This is a genomic window from Herbaspirillum aquaticum (assembly GCF_002213425.1).
Lineage (GTDB): Bacteria > Pseudomonadota > Gammaproteobacteria > Burkholderiales > Burkholderiaceae_D > Herbaspirillum > Herbaspirillum aquaticum.
The window spans coordinates 353,211-372,859 of record NZ_NJGV01000002.1; the positions used below are offsets into that span (position 1 = coordinate 353,211).

Here is a 19,649-nt window from a genome sequence, read left to right on the forward strand (position 1 = left end):
CCTAGACCGATTCCATCGGATCGGCCGGCGGCAGCGGATGCGCCCGCTTGTGCTCGATATAAGCGATGCCGATGCCGCTGGCGCAGATGATGGCAATGCCCAGCACCGTGACCTGGTCCGGGAACTGCCCGAAGACCAGCCAGCCCATGCCGCAGGCCGAGATGATCTGGGCGTAGAAGAAGGGCGTGAGCACCGAGGCTTCCGCGTGCCGGTAGGCCGAGTTCTGCAGGAAATGGCCGATGGTGCTGGTGATGCCGGTCGACACCAGGATCGCCAGTTCGACCACCGTCGGCGTGTGGCTGGTCCAGAAGAAGGGCACCAGCAGCGTAGAGACGATACTGCCCACCAGGGCGCCATAGAAGAGCGTCACCATCGGATTGTCTGCCTGGCTGGCCTTGCGGTTGAGGATGGACAGCAAGGCCTGGGTGAAGGCTGAGACCAGTCCCAGCGCTACGCCAACCGGCGGGATGTCGCCACTGGGGCGGATCACGATGAGCATGCCCGTAAAGCCGATCAGCACCGCGATCCAGCGCGACAGATAGCTGCGCTCGCCCAGCAGCCAGGGCGAGATGGCCAGCACGATCAGCGGCGCACAAAAGTTCATGGCCGTGCCTTCGGCCAGCGGCACGATCTTCAATACCGAGAAGAAAATCAGCGTCGAGGCCAGCAGCAAGGCGCCTCGGCCCAGCTGCAGCCCCAGCCGGTTCGACTTCAGGATGCTGCGCCCGTGGCGGCGCCGGTACAAGGGCGCCAATGTGGCCGCCATGAAGAACAGGTTGATGGTGTAGCGCATCCACGCAATCATCACCACGTGATACCCGGCCAAGGCCAGCAGCTTGCCGGCGGTATCGAGCAGGGACAGCGTCCACAGCCCCGAGATCAGGAAGATGATGCCCAGCTTATGGTTGTGGGCGATGCGGGTGTAGGGCAGGACGGCGCTGGACATGGTCTCGGAGGATCTGGTTGAACACGGCACGGATGGCCGGGATGAATTCGCTGGCGGTCAGGCCCACCGGCCCCTGGCCGGCTGCCACCAGCTGGTCGGCGGCGGCGCCATGGATCCAGGTGGCGGCCAATGCTGCTGCGCGGGTCGGCCAGCCCTGCGCCAGCAGCGCGCCGCACAAGCCGGAGAGCACGTCGCCCGTGCCGGCGGTGGACAGCGCCGGATTGCCGCTGGTGTTGATGGCGATCTCGCCATCGGGGAAGGCGATGACGGTCCCCGCACCCTTGAGTACGGTGATCGCATTGAACTGGCGCGCCAGCAAACGCGCTGCCTGCGGACGATCCTGCTGGATCTGCTGGGTGGTGCTGTCGAGCAGGCGCGCCGCCTCCAGCGGATGGGGCGTGATGATGCTGCAGGCCTCCTTGCTGCGCTGGCTGCGGCGATGCAGCTTGTGCTGCAGCGTGGGCTCGGCCGAGATCAGGTTCAGGGCATCGGCATCGACCACGATATCGGCTTCGCTGTCGAGCGCGCGCGCCAGGATGTCATGCGCATGGCGCGAGGTGCCCAGGCCGGGACCGACCACCAGGGCGGCGCTGGCGCCGAATTCGACGCGGTCGGCCAGGCGGAACATCAGTTCGGGGTGCTTGTCGTCATAGGCCGGGCCATCGTCGACGAAGGCCACATACACCCGTCCGGCCCCACCGAAGGCGGCGGTACGCGCCGCCAGCACGGGCGCGCCGGCCATGCCGCGCGCACCGCCGACCACGATGACGTCGCCGTAGCTGCCCTTGTGGCTGTTGTTGGCCCGTGGCTTGAGGGCGGTGGCAAAACTCTGCGGGCCATTCAGGAAAGCACGCGCCGGCGGCAGCAGGGTGGGGGCGATCTCCAGCGCATCAACCACGATCAGGCCGCTGTGGTCGCTGCCGTCACAGGTATGCAGTCCGGGCTTGTCGCCGATGAAGCTCAGCGTATGGGTGGCCTGCACCGCCACGCCCTCGCGTCCGCCCACGATGCTGCCGGTGTCGGCGTTGAGCCCACTGGGCACATCGATGGACAGTACCGGGCAACGCAGGCTGTTGACGTATTCGATGATCGCCCGCAAGGCCGGGCCGGGCGGGCGCGTCAGGCCGATGCCGAACAGTCCGTCGATCACCAGCGCCCAGGAGCGGGCCCGCAGCGGGGCGTCGCCCGTCCCCTCGATGAACTCCAGCTCGGCCTCGCGCGCCCGCGCCAGGGCACGGCGCGCATCGGCAGGCTGGCGGTCTTCATCGGCGTGCAGCTGCACGCTCACTTCGATGCCGGCTTCTTCCAGCAGGCAGGCCGCTTCCAGCGCATCACCACCATTGTTGCCGGGGCCGGCCAGGATCAGTACCGAGGGTGACGAGTCGGTGGCCGAGCACAGCAATTGCTGGGCCTGCTCGGCGATGGCGGCACCGGCGCGCTGCATGAGGGTGTAAGGGGGCAGGGCCGATAGCGCCTGTTGTTCGACGTGGCGGATCTCGGCAACGGAATGGAGCGCGCTCATGATCGTGATCGCTGTAGCCTTGGATGAGGGTGGCGGGAAGGCGGCGTGCTGCGGCGCTGGGCGGCCAGGTGCAGGAATGTTCAGCTGCGCAGGCGGCGGCAAAGCGCGTGTGTGATTTTAAGTGAATTGTCCTGCCAGCGCAGGCACATCATTGATGAAAAATCAGCGATGAAAAAAATGCGCGCGGCCAAGGCCGCGCTGCATCCCGGCGCTGCAGCCGCTCAGGCCAGCACGTCGCGCGGCTGCAAGCCGTCGATCGGGATTTCGGTGTCCTCGCCGCTGACCATGTCCGCCAGCAGCCGCGCCGAGCCCACGCTGGCCGCCCAGCCGGTGGCGCCGTGGCCGACGTTGACGAAGACGTTGCCTTGCCGGGTCGGCCCCACCACGGGCAGGCCGTGCGGCAGCAGGGCGAGGGTATTGCTCCAGAAATGCGCCTGGTTGTAATTGGCGGCATTGGGATAGTAGTCGCCGGCAATCTTGAGCAGGTTGCGCAGGGCCTTGGGCGGCAAGGTCTGGCTGGGCGGGACGAAACCCAGCAGTCCGCTGATGCGGATGCGGCTGCCCAGGCGTGTCATGGCCACCTTGTAGCTGTCGTCATAGAGCGCCATGTTGGGCGCATCGTCCGGATTCTTGACCGGCACCAGTGCCGAATAGCTCTGCAGCGCCCGCAGCGGCAGGTCCGTGTCCAGCGGTCGCAGCAGTTCGGCGCTGGCCATGCCGGCGGCGACCACCACGGCGTCCACCCGCATCTGCGGGGCCAGGTGCGGCGAGTCGACCTGCAGGGCAACGCGGCCGCCGAATTCGGCGCTGACGCTCCTGACGTGGCTCTCGAAATGAAAGCTCACCCCCAGCGCCTGGGCGGCATTGCGCATCTGCTTGGCAAAGAGCACGCAGTTGCCGGCCTGGTCATCGGGATAGTAGAGCGCCCCCGAGAGCTTGGCTTCGGAGGAGAAGGCGGGCTCCAGCGTACGGATGGCCGCCGCATCCAGCACCTGGTGCTTGAACTCGCATTGGCGGGCGGCTTCCTGCATGGCCTCCATGCGGGCGGCCTCGGCCGGCTGGCGGAAGAGGTGGAAGACGCCGCTGCCGTTTTCGTTGTCGAGGTTGTAATGCGCCTGCAGTTGCTGGGTCAGGGACTGGCCATAGGCCGACAGGCGCGACAGGCGCAACTTGTTTTCGGCAAAGTGGTGTTGCTGGGCCTGGCGCGTGGCGCCCATCCAGCGCCGGCGGCTGAAATCGGTCCCGGAGGCCAGGAGCACGCGCGGCTCGTCCTCGAAGCGGCAGGCGAAGGTCGCCAGGGCGCCCGGCAAGGTCAGCGGCATGGCCGCCCCCGGCGCCAACAGGCCCGAGTCGCCGAAGGTGGCTTCTTCGGCCACGTGCGCGCGCCGTTCGATGACGGCGACTTCATAGCCCTTGGCGGCCAGGAAGTAGGCGCTGCAAATCCCTGAAAGTCCCCCGCCGATGACGGCGATCTGTCGATGTGTGCTGTTCACTCTATTTGTCTTGGAAGCGGCAGGGCCGCTGTGGTCGTGGGCATCGGCCGTGGCTCGCCGGGCTGGCCCGGTTCCGGTGCGGGCCGAATGATACCGCGAAATTTCCTTGCAGTTTGGATATTGCCGCAGGGCTACCCGCGTCTTGCCCGAAAGGGTGGACATTTTCTGCTTCGGATGACAACGTCCGGCGACGCAGCGCGGATGACAAGGGCCTGGTGGATCAGCGTGCCGCGCGCGCGGACGCGGGCCGGCCTGACCGCTCGCTTTGCGCGGGACTTGGCGCGGTGTCCACTGTATAATGCCGGCTCTGCCAGCAAACGCGCGCACGATCCATCATTCCGCCTTCCCCCGGCCTGCACGATTTTTCACTGTGCAATGCGGCATCCGGGGCCGGCCGGTGCCGGTGGACCGGTCCCTGCCGCGATGCTGCGACGGTTTTCCCGATTCAAGCTAACTGCCTCGACCTCGCCATGCTGATCCTGCCGGGCTCCAATGCCCTTTCCGCTTTTCGTACCCAACGCCTTCTGACCCAATTGCAAGCAGTCGATGCCGCCATCACCGGCGTGTCCGGCCGCTACCTGCACTTCGTCGACGCCGGCCAGTCCCAGGCCCTGACGCGCGAGGACGAGGCACGCCTCAATGGCCTGCTGACCTATGGCGATCCCTTCAATGGCAGCGATGAGGGCGATGCCTTCGTCGTGATCCCGCGTTTCGGCACCATCTCGCCCTGGGCCAGCAAGGCCACCGACATCGTGCGCAACTGCGGCATGGGCCACATCCACCGGGTCGAGCGCGGCATCATCTTCCGTGTGCAGGTCAAGACGGGCTTGCTGGGCGGTGCCAAGAAGCTCAACGAAGCCAGCATCCCGGCCGTGGCCGCACTGTTGCACGACCGCATGACCGAAACCGTGCTGCGCGACCCGCAGGACGCCGCCGGCCTGTTCTCGGAACTGCAGGCCAAGCCGCTGGAGTCGGTAGACGTGATCGGCGGGGGCCGTGCCGCGCTGGAGCGCGCCAATACCGAGCTGGGCCTGGCCCTGTCGGATGACGAGATCGATTACCTGGTGGACGCTTTCACCAAGGCCCAGCGCAATCCGACCGACGTCGAACTGATGATGTTCGCCCAGGCCAACAGCGAACACTGCCGCCACAAGATCTTCAACGCCGACTGGACCATCGACGGCGAAAAGCAGGACAAGTCGCTCTTCGGCATGATCAAGAACACCCATCAACTGGCGCCCAAGGGCACCGTGGTGGCCTATTCGGACAACTCCTCCATCATCGAGGGCGCGACCGTCTCGCGCTTCTACCAGCGCGGTGCCACCAAGGGCAACGTGTATGAAGCCTCGGACGAGCTGACCCACATCCTGATGAAGGTGGAAACCCACAACCACCCGACTGCCATCTCCCCGTTCCCGGGCGCCTCCACCGGTGCCGGCGGCGAGATCCGCGACGAAGGTGCCACCGGCCGGGGCTCCAAGCCCAAGGCTGGCCTGACCGGCTTTACCGTCTCCAACCTGATGGTCACCCACGCCGTGCAACCCTGGGAAAACGCCCGTGACGTGGCCCAGCCGGTGGACCAGCGCGATGAACACGCGCAGGGCGGCATCTACGGCAAGCCCGAACGCATCGCTTCGCCCCTGCAGATCATGATCGACGGCCCGCTCGGTGGCGCGGCCTTCAACAACGAATTCGGCCGTCCCAACCTGGGCGGTTACTTCCGCACCTACGAGCAGAATGTGGGCGGGCAGGTCATGGGCTATCACAAGCCCATCATGATCGCCGGCGGCATGGGCAACATCTCGGCCAAGCACACCAAGAAGAACGACCTGCCGGTCGGCAGCCTGCTGATCCAGCTGGGCGGCCCCGGCATGCGCATCGGCATGGGCGGTGGCGCTGCCTCCTCGATGGCCACCGGCGTCAATACCGCCGACCTGGATTTCGACTCGGTACAGCGTGGCAACCCGGAAATGGAGCGCCGTGCCCAGGAAGTCATCAACGCCTGCTGGGCGCTGGGTGACGACAACCCCATCCAGTCCATCCACGATGTGGGTGCGGGCGGCCTGTCCAACGCCTTCCCGGAAATCACCAACGACGCCAAGCGCGGTGCAATTTTTGACCTGCGCAAGGTGCCGCTGGAAGAAAGCGGCCTGGCCCCGCGCGAGATCTGGAGCAATGAGTCCCAGGAGCGCTACGTGCTGGCCATCCTGCCGGAACACCTGGACCTGTTCAAATACCTGTGCGAGCGCGAGCGCGCACCCTTCGCCGTGGTCGGTACCGCCACCGAAGAACGCCAGCTGAAGGTGATCGACCCCGAGCACAACAACAACCCGGTCGACATGCCCATGGACGTGCTGCTGGGCAAGCCGCCCAAGATGCACCGCGATGTGCAGCACGTGCAAAAGCAGTTGCCGCCGGTCGACCTGACCGGCATGGACCTGGTGGACGTGGCCCAGCGCGTACTGCGCCTGCCGGCCGTGGCCGACAAGTCCTTCCTGATCACCATCGGTGACCGTAGCGTCGGTGCCATGACCGTGCGCGACCAGATGGTCGGTCCCTGGCAGGTGCCGGTGGCTGACGTGGCCGTGACGGCCATGGGCCTGGAAGGCTATCTGGGCGAAGCCATGGCCATGGGCGAGCGTACCCCGCTGGCCGTGATCGACGCACCGGCCTCGGGCCGCATGGCCGTCGGTGAAGCCATCACCAACATTGCTGCCGCCCCCATCGCCGAGATCGGCGACATCAAGCTCTCGGCCAACTGGATGGCCGCTTGCGGCCAGCCCGGCCAGGACGCCGCGCTGTTCGATACCGTCAAGGCCGTGGGCATGGAGCTGTGCCCGGCACTGGGCATCTCGATCCCGGTGGGCAAGGATTCGCTGTCCATGCGCAGCACCTGGAGCGATGAAGAGGGCGCCAAGTCGGTGACCTCGCCGGTCTCGCTGATCGTTTCCGGTTTCGCGCCGGTGACCGACGTGCGCCGCGTGCTGACCCCGCAACTGCGCAAGGACAAGGGCGACACCGTCCTGATCCTGATCGACCTGGGCCGTGGCAAGAACCGCATGGGTGCCTCGGCGCTCACCCAGGTGATGCAGCAGATCGGCAACGAGACCCCGGACGTGGACAGCGCCGAAGACCTCAAGGCCTTCTTCAACGCCATCCAGCAACTCAATACCGAAGACCGCCTGCTGGCCTACCACGACCGTTCCGACGGCGGCCTGTATGCCACCCTGGCCGAAATGGCCTTTGCCGGCCATACCGGCATCTCGGTCAACCTCGACATCCTGACCATGGAAGCCGAGCATGCCGCCGACTGGGGCGATTCCAAGAACTGGACCACGCAAGTGGCCGAGCGCCGCAATGAACTGACCCTGCGCGCGCTGTTCAGTGAAGAACTGGGTGCCGTGATCCAGGTCCCGGCCGAGCAGAAGTCGGAGGTCATGAACGTGCTGCGCAGCTACAACCTGGGCGCGTGCAGCCACATCATCGGCAAGCCCAACGACCGCGACGTGATCGAATTCATGCGCGATGCCAAGAACATCTACGGCCAGCCGCGCGCCGAGCTGCATCGCGTCTGGAGCGAGACCAGCTGGCGCATCGCCCGCCTGCGTGACAACCCGGCCTGCGCCGATGCCGAATACGAACGCCTGCTGGATGCAGCCGATCCCGGCATGACGCCCAAGCTGACCTTCGATCCGCAGGAAGACATCGCCGCACCCTACCTGTCGCTGGGCGCAGCGGCGCGTCCCAAGGTCGCCATCCTGCGCGAGCAGGGCGTGAACTCGCACATCGAGACTGCCTACGCCATGCACAAGGCCGGCTTCACCGCCGTGGACGTGCACATGAGCGATTTGATCGCCAATCGCGCCAAGCTGGATGACTTCAAGGGCTTCATCGCCGTGGGCGGTTTCTCCTACGGTGACGTGCTGGGCGCCGGCGAAGGCTGGGCCAAGACGATTCTCTTCAATGCGCAGCTGGCCGAGCAGTTCTCGCGCTTCTTCCAGCGCCAGGACACCTTCTCGCTGGGCATCTGCAACGGCTGCCAGATGATGAGCAACCTGAAGTCCATGATCCCGGGCGCCGAAGCCTGGCCCAAGTTCACCCGCAACAAGTCCGAGCAGTTCGAGGCGCGTTTCGTGATGGTGGAAGTGGCCGATTCGCCGTCCATCTTCATGCAGGGCATGGCCGGTACCCAGGCACCGATCGCCACCGCCCACGGTGAAGGTTTCGCCGACTTCTCGCAGACCGGCGATATCGACCGTGCCATCATCGCCATGCGCTACGTCGACCATCGCGGCGCTGCTACCGAAGCCTATCCGTTCAACCCCAACGGTTCGCCCCAGGGCATCACCTCGGTGACCACCCCGGACGGCCGCTTCACGGTCCTGATGCCGCACGCCGAACGCGTGTTCCGCACGGTGACCCAGTCCTGGCACCCGGAGTCGTGGGGCGAGGATTCGCCGTGGATGCGCATGTTCCGCAATGCCCGCAAGTGGGTGGGTTGAGCCGGAAATGGCTTGACATGAAGTTTCCTGTCCCGACTGCCCGCCGCACGGGGCATTCGGGCAGGGGATGGAAAAGCCGGATGAAAAAAAACGCAGTTCCGAAAGGAACTGCGTTTTTTGTTTCTGCTGCGCGGTTGGGTGATGACGCTGTCCCGAAGGAAAGCGCCACCCTCAAGCCGGATCAGAAGATGTGACGGATGCCAACGCCGACGGTGGTCAGGTTGTCCTTGCCAGCGGCTTGGCCGGTCAGCTCGTAGCGGGCTGCGTCCTTGGCCTTGTTGTAGTCCACGATGGTGTAGACCTGGGTGCGCTTGGACAGGGCATATTCGGCCCAGCCCACGATGGCGTAGCGCTTGCCGTCGCCAACCGTGCCCACGTTCCTGACGCTGGCGTTCTGGCTCTTGTCATAGTAGAAGGCGCCGGTCAGCGACAGGGCGGCGGTAGCTTGGTAGGACGTACCGAAGAAGTAACCCTTGTCCTTGCGCTGGACACCTTCGACACCGCCAGCCGATGCTGCGCTGTTGGTCATGGCCATGTAGGCAGCAGTGGTACCGGTGGCATCCTTGATGTTGAAGTAGCCGCCGAACAGCTTGGCGTCACCGATCTTGTAGGAAGCCGACAGGTTGTAGCTGGTGTCCTTGTTGTCGCTGTTATTGGGGCTCACAGTCTGCTGCCAGCCGCCACCGACGGAGAAGGGCCGGTGGTGTATTGCAGCGAGCTGCTGATCTGGCTGCCGCGGCGGGCCGAACCGGCTTGTTCGCCAGCCGAGTAGGACAGGCCAACGCTCACGCCGCTGAAGCTGCCGTAGTACTTGATCATGTTGCTGTTGCGCACCAGGGTGCCGGCGGCCGGCAGCCAGGAGTTGCTGTCGTAGTTGCCCACGGTCAGCGGGTCGAAGTGGTCAGCCAGCAGGTCGAACAGGGGGGTGTTCTGGCGGCCGATGGAGACCTTGCCGAAGCTGCCACCCAGGCCAACCCAGGATTGACGGTTGAAGATGGTGTTGGCGCTGCTCATGGAGCCGTTGTCACCGTTGAAGCCGTTTTCCAGCTGGAACATGGCCTTCAGGCCGCCACCCAGGTCTTCGGTACCCTTGAAGCCGATACGGCTGTTGGCGATCGCGCCGTTGTCCACGCGCACGTTGCTGTTGCCCTGGGCATTGTCGCTGCTCAGGTAACGGATGCTGGTGTCGACGATGCCGTAGATGGTCACGGTGGACTGGGCAAAGGCTGCGCCGCCCGTGGTCAGGCCGGCTGCCAGCAGCAGCATGGAACTCTTCTTCATAGGTTTCTCTCCAGAAAGCACGATGTTGTGTTGTTGATGGCGCCGCGGATCAGCCTTGTGTGCCTCTCCCCGAAACACCTCTTTTATCGCCGCGACCGCATTGAACGTGGCCGGCCGCAGCCTGTCCCTATTTGGAACTGGATCGAAGAATATCAGAACGATGGTTCGCAAAATGCGCAAAATGCTGCAGGTTAATTCCTCTTTTTTAATTATTTAGTGAATTTATATGATTATGAAAAATTTATTGGATAAATCTTTTATAAAAATAAATCTTCACTATGAAACTTGGTTTGTGTCTTCTCTGTGACAAGAAGGCCAATTTCAGCGCTTTTTTGGAGGAAATCCGGGGTTTTCGAGCGACTTTTTGATCGCAGGTGCAGAAGTTGTGCGCGCGATCGTAGCTAAAAAGCAACATGCCCGGCGAGGAGACCTGGCCGGGCATGCTGGGGGAACGATGAAGAGGAGGGCGCGCGGCCGTCCCCTTCGACGATCAGGGCGAAAGGCTTATTGCACCTTGGCCTTGGCGCGCAGTTGCTCCTGGTAAGCCTGCAGCTTCTTCTGTTGCAGGGCTTCGGCGATCTGCGGCTTGACTTCTTCCAGGGTCGGGACCTTGGCGGGGCGCACGTCTTCCAGCTTGATCACGTGCCAGCCGAACTGGGTCTGCACCGGGGTCTGGGTGATGTCACCCTTCTTCAGGGCCACCATGGCGTCGGAGAACGGCTTGACGAACGAGGCCGGGGTGGCCCAGTCCAGGTCGCCGCCGTTGGCTGCCGAACCGGTGTCCTTGGATTGCTTGGCCAGGTCTTCGAACTTGGTACCAGCCTTCAGCTTGGCGATGATGGCTTCGGCGTCTTCCTTCTTGTCCACCAGGATGTGGCGGGCGTGGTATTCCTTGTCGCCGGCCTGGGCCTTGAACTTGTCGTATTCGGCCTTGATGTCGGCATCGGAGACCGGGTTCTTCTTCAGGTAGTCGGCGATCAGGGCGCGGATGACGATGGACTGGCGGGCCAGTTCCAGCTGGTTCTTGACGTCGCTGCTGTTGGACAGGCCTTGCTTGTCGGCTTCCTGCATCAGGATTTCACGGTTGATCAGCTCTTCCTTGATGGCGCCGCGCAGTTGCGGGCTGTCAGGCTGGCCTTGCGCAGTCATCTGCTTGACCATCAGTTCGGCGCGGGAGGAGGGAATCGCCTTGCCGTTCACTACGGCCAGGTTTTGTGCGAAGGCCGGGATGGAAGCGATGGCGAACAGCAGCACCAGCAGACGAGCGGGTTTGAATGTCATTGTTGAATCCTAGAAAAGAAAGGAATGAATCAAAACGGAGAAAAAAACAGGAGGGGCTTGATAAGCAGGCGTCGGTCTTTGTTCTTGGTCTCAGTTCGTTGCCTCTGACGGCGAGAGCGCCACTATGGCCAGCGCGTGGATCTCCTGCTGCATCAGGTCGGACAGGCAATCATACACCAGCCGATGGCGGTTCAACCGATTTTTGCCCTCGAACAAGTCGGAAACCAGGCGGACCCTGTAATGTCCTCCGCCAGAGGCGGCGCCGGCATGTCCAGCATGCAGGGCCGACTCATCCTCGACCAGACAGGCCTGCGGCGTGAAAGTTGCAGTCAGGCGTTCGGTAATGCGCTGCACGCGCGTGTCAGCGGCACTCATTCGGCGTCCTTCATGTATTTGGAAAGGAACAGGCTCTGCCCGATGATGAAGGCAAACATCAGGCCCATGCTGCCGAACATCTTGAAGTTGACCCAGGTATCGAGCGAGTAATTGAAGGCGATATACAGGTTCAGCACGCCCATGACGGCGAAGAACGCGATCCAGGCCAGGTTCAGGCGCGGCCAGATCGGTTCGGGCAGGGTGACCTGCTTTTCCATCATCACGCGGATGAGATTTTTCTTCATGAACAGCTGCGACACCAGCAAGGCCAGGCCGAAGGCCCAGTACAGGATGGTCGGTTTCCACTTGATGAAGGTATCGTCACGGAAATAGATGGTGGCACCGCCAAAGACCACGATGATGGCCAGCGACACCCACAGCATGCCGTCCACCTTGCGCCGGCGCAGCAGCAGCCAGGCAATCTGGCCCAGCGAGGCGATGATGGCCACCGCCGTCGAGAGCAGGATCGGTGCCTGGGTGGCCGTGACGGCGCCGGCCGACATGGCCCCGCCCAGGTATTGCATCACGAGGTCCTGCGCGGCCGAGGGATGGCCCTCGGCCCATTTGAAGACGCCGAAAAACAGGATGACGGGGAACAGGTCGAACAGGAACTTCATCGGGTTGGCTTCTTCAGTGAGTCAATGAAACGGTGGAAGAGCGGCTTACGCGGGGTCGAAACGCAGCGAAGCCGAATTGATGCAATAGCGCAGTCCGGTCGGCGGCGGGCCGTCGGGGAAGACGTGGCCCAGGTGGGCGTCGCAGACGTTGCAGATGATCTCGGTGCGAATCATGCCATAACTGCGGTCCAGTTTCTCGCGCACGTTGGCCGGATCGATGGGTTCGAAGTAGCTGGGCCAGCCGCAGCCGGAATCGAACTTGGCATCCGAGGTAAACAGCGGCGTATCACAGCAGACGCAGGTATAGATGCCGGCTTCATGATGATCCCAGTAGCGGCCGGTGAAAGCGCGCTCGGTGGCCGCTTCGCGGGTGACCTGGTATTCCATGGGGTCCAGCTGTTCGCGCCATTGCGCTTCGGTCTTTTCTACACGTTTGTTCATGCTTGGCTCCTTGGGGATGACGGGCGACGGGCAAATGCGGGCCGCCCGGGAAGAAAGTTGCAGAGGCCGCCTCAGGAAGAGCAACTCACCTCGAGATGGCGGGCCCACTCCGGCGGCAGTGCGGCGTAGCGCTCGAATTCGGGTTGCTCGTCAAAGGGGTGTTGCAGGATCTGCTGCAGGCGCGCCACTTCACTGAAATCCTTCTCCAGCGCGCGGTCGATGGCGTCCTGGGCGAGGTAATTGCGTAGCACGTATTTGGGGTTGACCGCATGCATTGCAAGCCGGCGGGCGTCGTCGTCGCTGTCTTCGGCGCGCAGGCGGGCGCGATACTGCACGGCCCAGGCATCGAAGGCAGGACGATCAAGGATCAGGTCGCGCACGGGCTCGTCGTCAGCCACATTGCCGATGCGCAAGTTGCCCAGGCGACGGAAGAACAGGGTGAAGTCCACCCCATTGGCCTGCAGGATGGCAAACAGCGCTTCGATCAGTTGTTCATCCTCGGGCTGCTGCGTGCGCAGTCCCAGCTTGGCGTGCAGCAACTGGGCATGGCGCGCCTGGAAGATGGCTTCATAGTCGGCCAGCGCTGCTTCGGTCTGCTCCACCGAACCGATCAGCGGCAGCATGGCCTGGCCCAGTGCGAAGCAGTTCCACTGGCCGATCCTCGGTTGCATCTGGTAGCTGTAGCGGCCCTGGCTGTCGGTGTGGTTGCAGATGTGGCGGGCGTCGAAGGCTTCCATGAAGCCGAAGGGGCCGTAATCCAGGGTCAGGCCCAGGATGGACATGTTGTCGGTATTCATCACGCCATGCATGAAGCCCACCGCCTGCCATTGCGCCATCAGGGTGGCGGTGCGGCGGGTGACTTCCTTGAGCAGGGCCTGGTACGGGTTCTCTTCAGGCAGCAGTTCCGGATAGAACTGTTCCAGCACGGTATCGGCCAGGATCTTCAAGTCGTCGAAGCGCTGGTTGTAGTACCAGTGCTCGAAGGAGCCGAAGCGGATGAAACTGGGCGCCATGCGGGTGACGACGGCGGCGGTTTCCGGGGCTTCGCGCATGACACGCTGGTCCGAGCCGATCACGGTCAGGGCGCGCGTGGTCGGGATGCCGAGCGCAGCCATGGCTTCCGAGCAGAGGAATTCGCGGATCGAGGAGCGCAGCACGGCGCGGCCGTCGCCCATGCGGGAGTAGGGGGTCATGCCCGCGCCCTTGAGTTGCAGTTCGATGCGGCCCTGGCCGTCGGCGGCCGGCAGGTCGCCCAGGGTAATGGCGCGGCCATCGCCCAGCTGGCCGGCCCAGACCCCGAACTGGTGCCCGGAATAGACCGCCGACAGCGGCGTCGAGCCGGGTGCGACCTGGTTGCCGGCAAAGATGTCCAGGAAGTCGGTGTGCTCATCGGCCGGCCGCGGCAGCCCGACCGTGGCGGCGGCTGCGTCGCTGAAGCCGACCAGGTAGGGGGCGGGCAGGGGGGTGGGCTGCAGGCGGGTATAAAAAGCCGGCGGCAATTCGGCGAAACGGTTCTCGAAGGGGGGCAGCGGATAGGATTGCGTCATGGTCAGCCTGTGGCGCGCAGCCCGGACCGGGCCGCAATCCGCTATTTTGACAGAGAAGCGCGAATCCCATAGGATCGCTCCACTTTTGCGTCCTGCCGCGCCTGGCCGGGCGCGGCAAGCCCCTCAACCCCTTCGATACGGCATCTCCCCGCAAGGCTGGCAATTTGGAATTCGCGCTGATCACCTTCCTCAACGGACTGGGCTACGGCTTTTTGCTGTTCCTGCTGTCCTCGGGCCTCACGCTCATCTACAGCATGATGGGCGTGCCCAACTTCGCCCACGCCAGCTTCTACATGCTGGGCGCCTACGTCGCCTATGCCCTGGCCGGGCTGTTGGGATTCTGGTGGGCGCTGTTGCTGGCGCCCTTGATCGTGGGCGTGGCGGGCGCGCTGGTGGAGCATTACGGCCTGCGCATCGTGCATCGCTACGGGCACGTGCCTGAACTGTTGTTCACGTTCGGCCTGTCCTATCTGGTAGTGGAACTGGTGCAACTGGTCTGGGGGCGCTCGCCCGTGCCTTACCGCATCCCGCCCGAACTGGATGGCACGCTGTTTACGCTGTATTCCACCGCTTTCCCGGTCTATCGCGGCTTCATGCTGCTGGTGGCGGCCTTGATGCTGCTGGCCCTGTGGCTGCTGCTGCGCCATACCCGCATCGGACTGCTGATCCAGGCCGCGCTGACCCATCCGCAGATGGCCGAGGCACTGGGCCACAACGTGCCGCGCGTGTTCATGCTGGTGTTTGGCGGCGGCTGCGCGCTGGCAGCACTGGCCGGTGTCATCGGCGGCAATGCCTTCGTCACCGAGCCGGGGATGGCCGCCGCCGTGGGCAGCATCATCTTCGTGGTGGTGGTGGTAGGTGGCCTGGGCTCGCTGGCCGGGGCCTTCATCACCTCGCTGCTGATCGGCATGATGCAGACCTTTGCGGTGGCGCTGGATGTCTCGCTGGCCAGCCTGGGGCTGCAGGTTCCGTCCGGCAGCGCGCTGGCGCCCCTGGCGCGGCTGACATTGGCGCAGGTGGCACCGGTGTTGCCCTACCTGCTGCTGGTGGTGATGCTGGTCGTGCGTCCCAAGGGCCTCATGGGCCGGCGGGAGGGCTGAGCGATGCGGCGGATGGTCTTTCCCTGGCTGCTCTTTGCCCTGGTGCTGCTGGTCGCGCCGCTGGTATTTGCGCAGAGTGCGGCCTTGTCGCTGCTCTCGCAGATGGGCACGATGGTGCTGCTCTGCCTTTCGTACAACATGCTGCTGGGAGAGGGCGGCATGCTCTCTTTCGGGCATGCGGTGTATTCCGGGTTGGGGGCCTTCGGGGCCATCCATCTCATGAACCGCATGGCCGATGGCGTGCTGGCCTTTCCGATGACGCTGGTGCCGCTGGCGGGCGGCCTGACCGGAGCGCTCTGTGCGGTGGTGCTGGGCTATCTCACCACGCGCCGCGCCGGCACCACCTTTGCCATGATCACGCTGGGGCTGGTGGAACTGGTCTCAGCCTGCGTGCTGATGTTTCCCGAGGTCTTCGGCGGCGAGGGTGGCATTTCCGGCAACCGCGTCATCGGCGAGCCCGTGCTGGGGATCAGCTACGGGCCGCAGATCCAGGTGTATTACCTGATCGCCGGCTGGCTGCTGGTCTGCGCCATGGCCATCTGCGCGCTGCGCCACACGCCCCTGGGCCGCATCCTCAATGCCGTGCGCGACAACCCCGAACGTGCCGCCTTCATCGGCTACGACCCGCAACGGGTGCGCTACCTGGCGCTGATCCTGTCGGCCTTCTTTGCGGGGGTCTCGGGCGGGCTCTCGGCCATCAATTTCGAGATCGTCAGCGCCGAATACGTGGGCGCGCTGCGCTCGGGCGCCATCCTGCTCTTTACCTTCATCGGCGGCACCGCCTATTTCTACGGGCCCATCGTGGGCGGCGTGGTGGGCGTGCTGTTTTCTTCCTGGCTGTCGGCCTATACGCAGGCCTGGCAGTTCTACCTGGGCGCGTTCTTCATCCTCATCGTCATGACCACGCCGGGCGGACTGGCCAGCCTCATCGACCGCGCCTGGCATCTGCGCTATGGCGACATCGATGCCAGCCGCGCGCTGCGCCTGGGGCTGTGGCTGGCAGGGGCCCTGTGTGCGCTGGCCGGGCTCATCCTGGCCACCGAAATGGCCTATCAGGCCAGCCTGGGCAGCCTGGCCGAAACAGGCGCAGGTGCCGCGCCCTTGCTGTTGTGGGGCTGGCGCATCGACGTGCATGCGCCTTTTCCGTGGGTGATCGCGGTGTTGTGCATGGCGGCGGGAACAGCGATGCTCATGGCTTGGCATCGCCACGGGAGGCCGCGATGACTGCGCCGGCTCCCTTGATCCTGCAGGGTGTGTACAAGGCCTTCGACCGCAGCGAGATCCTGCGCGGCGTCGACCTGCAATTGCAGCCCGGCGAGCGCTGTGCGCTGATCGGGCCCAATGGGGCGGGCAAGTCCAGTCTCTTTCACGTCATCTCGGGCCGCTATCGTGCCGATGCCGGCCGGGTGCTGCTGCATGGGCGCGACATCACCCACGCAGCGCCGCAACAGATCAATCGCCTGGGCCTGGCGCGCAGCTTCCAGATCACCAGCCTGTTCCCGCGCCTGAGCGCCTTCGAGAACGTGCGTTGCGCGCTCCTGTGGACGCTGGGCTATCGCTATGCCTTCTGGCGCCGCATCGGCCGGTTGCGCGACGCCAGCGAGCGGGCGCTGTCGGTACTGGAGAAGGTCGGCCTGGCCGCGCGAGCGCAAGTGGTCGCGGGTGAACTGAGCTATGCCGAGCAGCGCGCCCTGGAGCTGGCCGTGACCATTGCGGCCGACGCCTCCGTGATCCTGCTCGATGAACCGACCGCCGGCATGAGCCGCGCCGAGAGTGCGGCCATGGTGGCGCTGATCCGCGAGGTCACCGCCGGCAAGACCCTGCTGATGGTGGAACACGACATGCAGGTGGTCTTCGGCCTGGCCGACCGCATCGCGGTCATGGACAACGGCCGCGTGATCGCCTGCGACAGCGCCGAGCGCATCCGCGCCAATCCGCATGTGCAGGCGCTGTACCTGGACCGGAGGCGCCATGGATAAATCCCCTGCGCTGCTGAGGGTCCATGACTTGCAGGCCTGGTATGGCCAGAGCCATGTGCTGCATGGCGTGTCGCTGGAGGTGGGGCGCGGCGAGATCGTCAGTGTCCTGGGCCGCAACGGCGCGGGACGATCAACCCTGCTCAAGGCCCTGATGGGCCAGGTGCGCAGTACCGGCGACATCGATTTTGAGGGCCGTCCCCTGGCCGGGCTGCCGACCTACACCATCGCTCAGCGTGGTATCGGCTATGTGCCGGAAAGCCGCGATGTCTTTCCCGCACTCACCGTGCAGCAAAACCTGCTGCTGGGCCGCAAGCGCGGGCCGGCGGCGGCCGAAGGCTGGCGTGAAGACGAAGTGCTCGCACTCTTCCCGGCCCTGGAACGGCGCTACAAGGTGGCCGCCGGCGCCTTGTCGGGCGGCGAACAGCAGATGCTGGCGCTGGGACGCTCGCTGATGGGCAATCCGGTCCTGCTGCTTATCGACGAACCGACCGAAGGGCTCTCGCCGCAGATGGTCGAGCAGGTGGCGCATTGCCTGGAACTGCTGCGCCAGCGCCAGGTGGCGGTGCTGCTGATCGAGCAGAAGCAGGCGCTGGCGCTGGAGATGTCGCAGCGGGTCTATGTGATGGGACGCGGCGAGATGGTCTTCGAAGGGGCGCCCGTCCAACTGGCGGCGGCCCCGGCCTTGCAGCAGGAGTGGCTGGCGCTCTGAAGACAGGGCGGATGAAAGGCGGCATTTCTCGCGCAGCCGCGATGGCTGTGCCTGCCGCGTGCGCGCACAATCGCCGCTCTAGCCGAACGCTGACCGGGAGATGTGCATGCTGCTCTGGACCCTGCTGATTTGCCTCGCCATTCTCGCCCTCTACGCCGCCGATCGCGCCTGGCTGCGCCATGTGCAGCGCGAGGACTTGCCCTTGTCCGATCCGCAGGGCTATCTGGAGATGACCGCCCGCATGACCGAACTCTGCCACGGCGACCGTGCGCGGGTAGACCAGCTCATTGCCCGCCAGCGCCAGCGTTTTCCGCAGGCGGCGCATGCCGAACTGGTGCGGCTGGCCATGCGCCAGTTGCTGGAACCGCAATCGGCCAAACACCCCTGACCCTGTCCGCAGATCAAAGATGCAAAAACGGCGGCCCTTTGCAGCGAGCCGCCGGTTGCCGTATCAGTACGAGGATTACTTGTTGACCAGCTTGGCCGGCAAGCTCAGCGTGAGCAGGCCGCCGATCACCAGCGAGGCTGCCAGCACATACATGCCGGCATTGGTGCTCTGGGTGGTGTCCTTGAGCCAGCCGACCAGGAAGGGGCTGACGAAACCGGCCAGGTTGCCCAGCGAATTGATCAGCGCGATGCCGGCCGCAGCGGCGGTGCCCGACAGGAAGGCGGTCGGCAGGCTCCAGAACAGCGGCAGGGTGGTCAGGATGCCGATGCTGGCCAGGGTCAGCGAGGCCATCGCCAGCGCCGTGTTGTTGCCGTACAGGGTCGACAGCAGCAGGCCGATGCAGCCGATGAAGGCGGGAATGGCCACGTGCCAGCGGCGTTCGCGGCGGGCGTCGGCGCTGCGGCCGATCAACACCATGGCGGCTGCGGCGAAGGCGTAGGGGATGGCGGTCAGCAGGCCCACGTTGAGCGGATCGGAGACGCCGGTGGCCTTGATGATGGTGGGCAGCCAGAAGCTCACGCCATACAGGCCCATGACGAAGCAGAAGTAGATCAGCGCACCCAGCCAGACCCGGCCGTTGGTGAACATGGCACCCAGGGACAGGTGCTCCTTCTGGCTTTCTTCGTGGCTGATGTTGGTTTCCAGCAGGCGCTTTTCGTCTTCGGTGAGCCACTCGGCATCACGGATGCGATCCTTCATATACAGGATCACCAGGGCGCCCAGGATCAGCGAAGGAATGGCTTCCAGGATGAACATCCACTGCCAGCCGGTATGACCCCACACGCCCGGCATGGCGTGCATGATCCAGCCCGACAGCGGTCCGCCGATCACGCCCGAGAGAGCGATGCCGGTCATGAACAGCGCAGTGATCTTGCCGCGGCGCGCGGCCGGATACCAGTAGGTCAGATACAGGATCACGCCCGGGAAGAAGCCGGCTTCGGCCACCCCCAGCAGGAAGCGCATGATGTAGAACATTTCCGGGGTGGTGACATAGGCCATCGCGCCCGAGATGATGCCCCAGGTGATCATGATGCGGGCGATCCAGAGCCGCGCACCGACCTTGTGCAGGATCATGTTGCTGGGCACTTCGAAGACGAAGTAACCCAGGAAGAAGATGCCCGCGCCCAGGCCATAGACGGTATCGCTGAACTTCAGGTCCTGCAGCATCTGCAGCTTGGCAAAGCCGACGTTGACCCGGTCCAGGTAGGAAGCCACATAACACAGGAACAGCAGCGGCAGCAGCCGCCAGGTGACCTTGCTGTAGGTCGCGTCTTCAAAGGATGCGCGTGCGCCGCTGGCGGCTGCGCCTGCTTGGTAGGTCATGTCTCGCTCCAGATATTGTTTGACGTGTCGTTGTTGTACGCCGACGGTTCTTTGTGACCGCTTGACGGTGCCACGCATTGTAGGC

The 19,649-nt window shown here is 64.6% G+C and carries 16 protein-coding genes and 1 pseudogene; 7 read left to right on the top strand and 10 right to left on the bottom strand.

What is annotated here, in order from left to right:
- Position 1: 1 nt before the first annotated feature.
- From CEJ45_RS03970 to CEJ45_RS03980, 3 genes are all read right to left on the bottom strand, one after another.
- Positions 2–946, bottom strand: coding sequence for a DMT family transporter (locus tag CEJ45_RS03970; RefSeq protein WP_088753906.1), 945 nt, complete (start codon positions 944–946; stop codon positions 2–4).
- Positions 900–2,468 carry an NAD(P)H-hydrate dehydratase gene (locus CEJ45_RS03975; protein ID WP_088753907.1) on the bottom strand — a complete coding sequence of 523 codons (1,569 nt, stop codon included), beginning with the start codon at positions 2,466–2,468 and terminating at the stop codon, positions 900–902. The genes CEJ45_RS03970 and CEJ45_RS03975 overlap by 47 nt, the downstream gene beginning before the upstream one ends.
- A 221-nt stretch (positions 2,469–2,689) precedes the next feature.
- Entirely contained in the window at positions 2,690–3,961 is a 1,272-nt protein-coding gene (locus CEJ45_RS03980; RefSeq protein WP_088753908.1) for an FAD-dependent oxidoreductase, read from the bottom strand.
- Between the two features lie 470 nt (positions 3,962–4,431).
- Here CEJ45_RS03980 and purL point away from each other — a divergent pair, with 470 nt between their 5' ends.
- Both purL and CEJ45_RS24785 read left to right on the top strand, forming a co-directional pair.
- Positions 4,432–8,463 carry a phosphoribosylformylglycinamidine synthase gene (gene purL, locus CEJ45_RS03985; protein ID WP_088753909.1) on the top strand — a complete coding sequence of 1,344 codons (4,032 nt, stop codon included), beginning with the start codon at positions 4,432–4,434 and terminating at the stop codon, positions 8,461–8,463.
- A gap of 17 nt (positions 8,464–8,480) precedes the next feature.
- Positions 8,481–8,657 (top strand): hypothetical protein, encoded by a 177-nt coding sequence (locus tag CEJ45_RS24785; RefSeq protein ID WP_158214891.1) that lies wholly within the window; start codon positions 8,481–8,483, stop codon positions 8,655–8,657.
- Here the strand turns inward: CEJ45_RS24785 and CEJ45_RS03990 are convergent.
- The 6 genes and pseudogenes from CEJ45_RS03990 to CEJ45_RS04015 form a co-directional block, all read right to left on the bottom strand.
- Positions 8,645–9,744 (bottom strand): annotated as a pseudogene (locus CEJ45_RS03990) (porin). The gene CEJ45_RS24785 and the pseudogene CEJ45_RS03990 sit on opposite strands and share 13 nt — an antisense overlap.
- 504 nt (positions 9,745–10,248) lie before the next feature.
- Positions 10,249–11,025, bottom strand: a complete 777-nt coding sequence (locus tag CEJ45_RS03995; protein WP_088753910.1) for a peptidylprolyl isomerase — start codon at positions 11,023–11,025, stop codon at positions 10,249–10,251.
- A 90-nt stretch (positions 11,026–11,115) separates the two neighbouring features.
- The gene (locus CEJ45_RS04000) at positions 11,116–11,400 is read right to left on the bottom strand and encodes a BolA family protein (RefSeq protein WP_088753911.1); all 285 of its coding nucleotides are present in this window, start codon (positions 11,398–11,400) and stop codon (positions 11,116–11,118) included.
- A complete protein-coding gene (locus CEJ45_RS04005; protein ID WP_088753912.1) occupies positions 11,397–12,017 on the bottom strand; it encodes a septation protein A in 621 nt (206 codons plus the stop codon). Before CEJ45_RS04005 ends, CEJ45_RS04000 begins: the two co-directional genes overlap by 4 nt.
- A 45-nt stretch (positions 12,018–12,062) precedes the next feature.
- Positions 12,063–12,458: a peptide-methionine (R)-S-oxide reductase MsrB gene (gene msrB, locus CEJ45_RS04010; RefSeq protein ID WP_088753913.1), complete on the bottom strand. Its 396-nt coding sequence runs from the start codon at positions 12,456–12,458 to the stop codon at positions 12,063–12,065.
- Positions 12,459–12,529: 71 nt separating this feature from the next.
- Entirely contained in the window at positions 12,530–14,005 is a 1,476-nt protein-coding gene (locus CEJ45_RS04015; RefSeq protein ID WP_088753914.1) for a protein adenylyltransferase SelO, read from the bottom strand.
- A 164-nt stretch (positions 14,006–14,169) separates the two neighbouring features.
- Between CEJ45_RS04015 and CEJ45_RS04020 the strand changes: the two genes are divergently transcribed.
- From CEJ45_RS04020 to CEJ45_RS04040, 5 genes are all read left to right on the top strand, one after another.
- Positions 14,170–15,105, top strand: coding sequence for a branched-chain amino acid ABC transporter permease (locus tag CEJ45_RS04020; protein WP_088753915.1), 936 nt, complete (start codon positions 14,170–14,172; stop codon positions 15,103–15,105).
- A 3-nt stretch (positions 15,106–15,108) separates the two neighbouring features.
- Positions 15,109–16,329, top strand: coding sequence for a branched-chain amino acid ABC transporter permease (locus CEJ45_RS04025; RefSeq protein WP_088753916.1), 1,221 nt, complete (start codon positions 15,109–15,111; stop codon positions 16,327–16,329).
- The gene (locus tag CEJ45_RS04030) at positions 16,326–17,084 is read left to right on the top strand and encodes an ABC transporter ATP-binding protein (RefSeq protein ID WP_088753917.1); all 759 of its coding nucleotides are present in this window, start codon (positions 16,326–16,328) and stop codon (positions 17,082–17,084) included. Before CEJ45_RS04025 ends, CEJ45_RS04030 begins: the two co-directional genes overlap by 4 nt.
- Positions 17,077–17,793: an ABC transporter ATP-binding protein gene (locus CEJ45_RS04035; RefSeq protein WP_088753918.1), complete on the top strand. Its 717-nt coding sequence runs from the start codon at positions 17,077–17,079 to the stop codon at positions 17,791–17,793. Before CEJ45_RS04030 ends, CEJ45_RS04035 begins: the two co-directional genes overlap by 8 nt.
- A gap of 106 nt (positions 17,794–17,899) precedes the next feature.
- Positions 17,900–18,181 (top strand): hypothetical protein, encoded by a 282-nt coding sequence (locus CEJ45_RS04040; protein ID WP_088753919.1) that lies wholly within the window; start codon positions 17,900–17,902, stop codon positions 18,179–18,181.
- A gap of 75 nt (positions 18,182–18,256) precedes the next feature.
- On the opposite strand, the gene CEJ45_RS04045 is transcribed toward CEJ45_RS04040, so the two are convergent.
- Positions 18,257–19,564: an MFS transporter gene (locus tag CEJ45_RS04045; RefSeq protein ID WP_088753920.1), complete on the bottom strand. Its 1,308-nt coding sequence runs from the start codon at positions 19,562–19,564 to the stop codon at positions 18,257–18,259.
- Positions 19,565–19,649 lie beyond the last annotated feature (85 nt).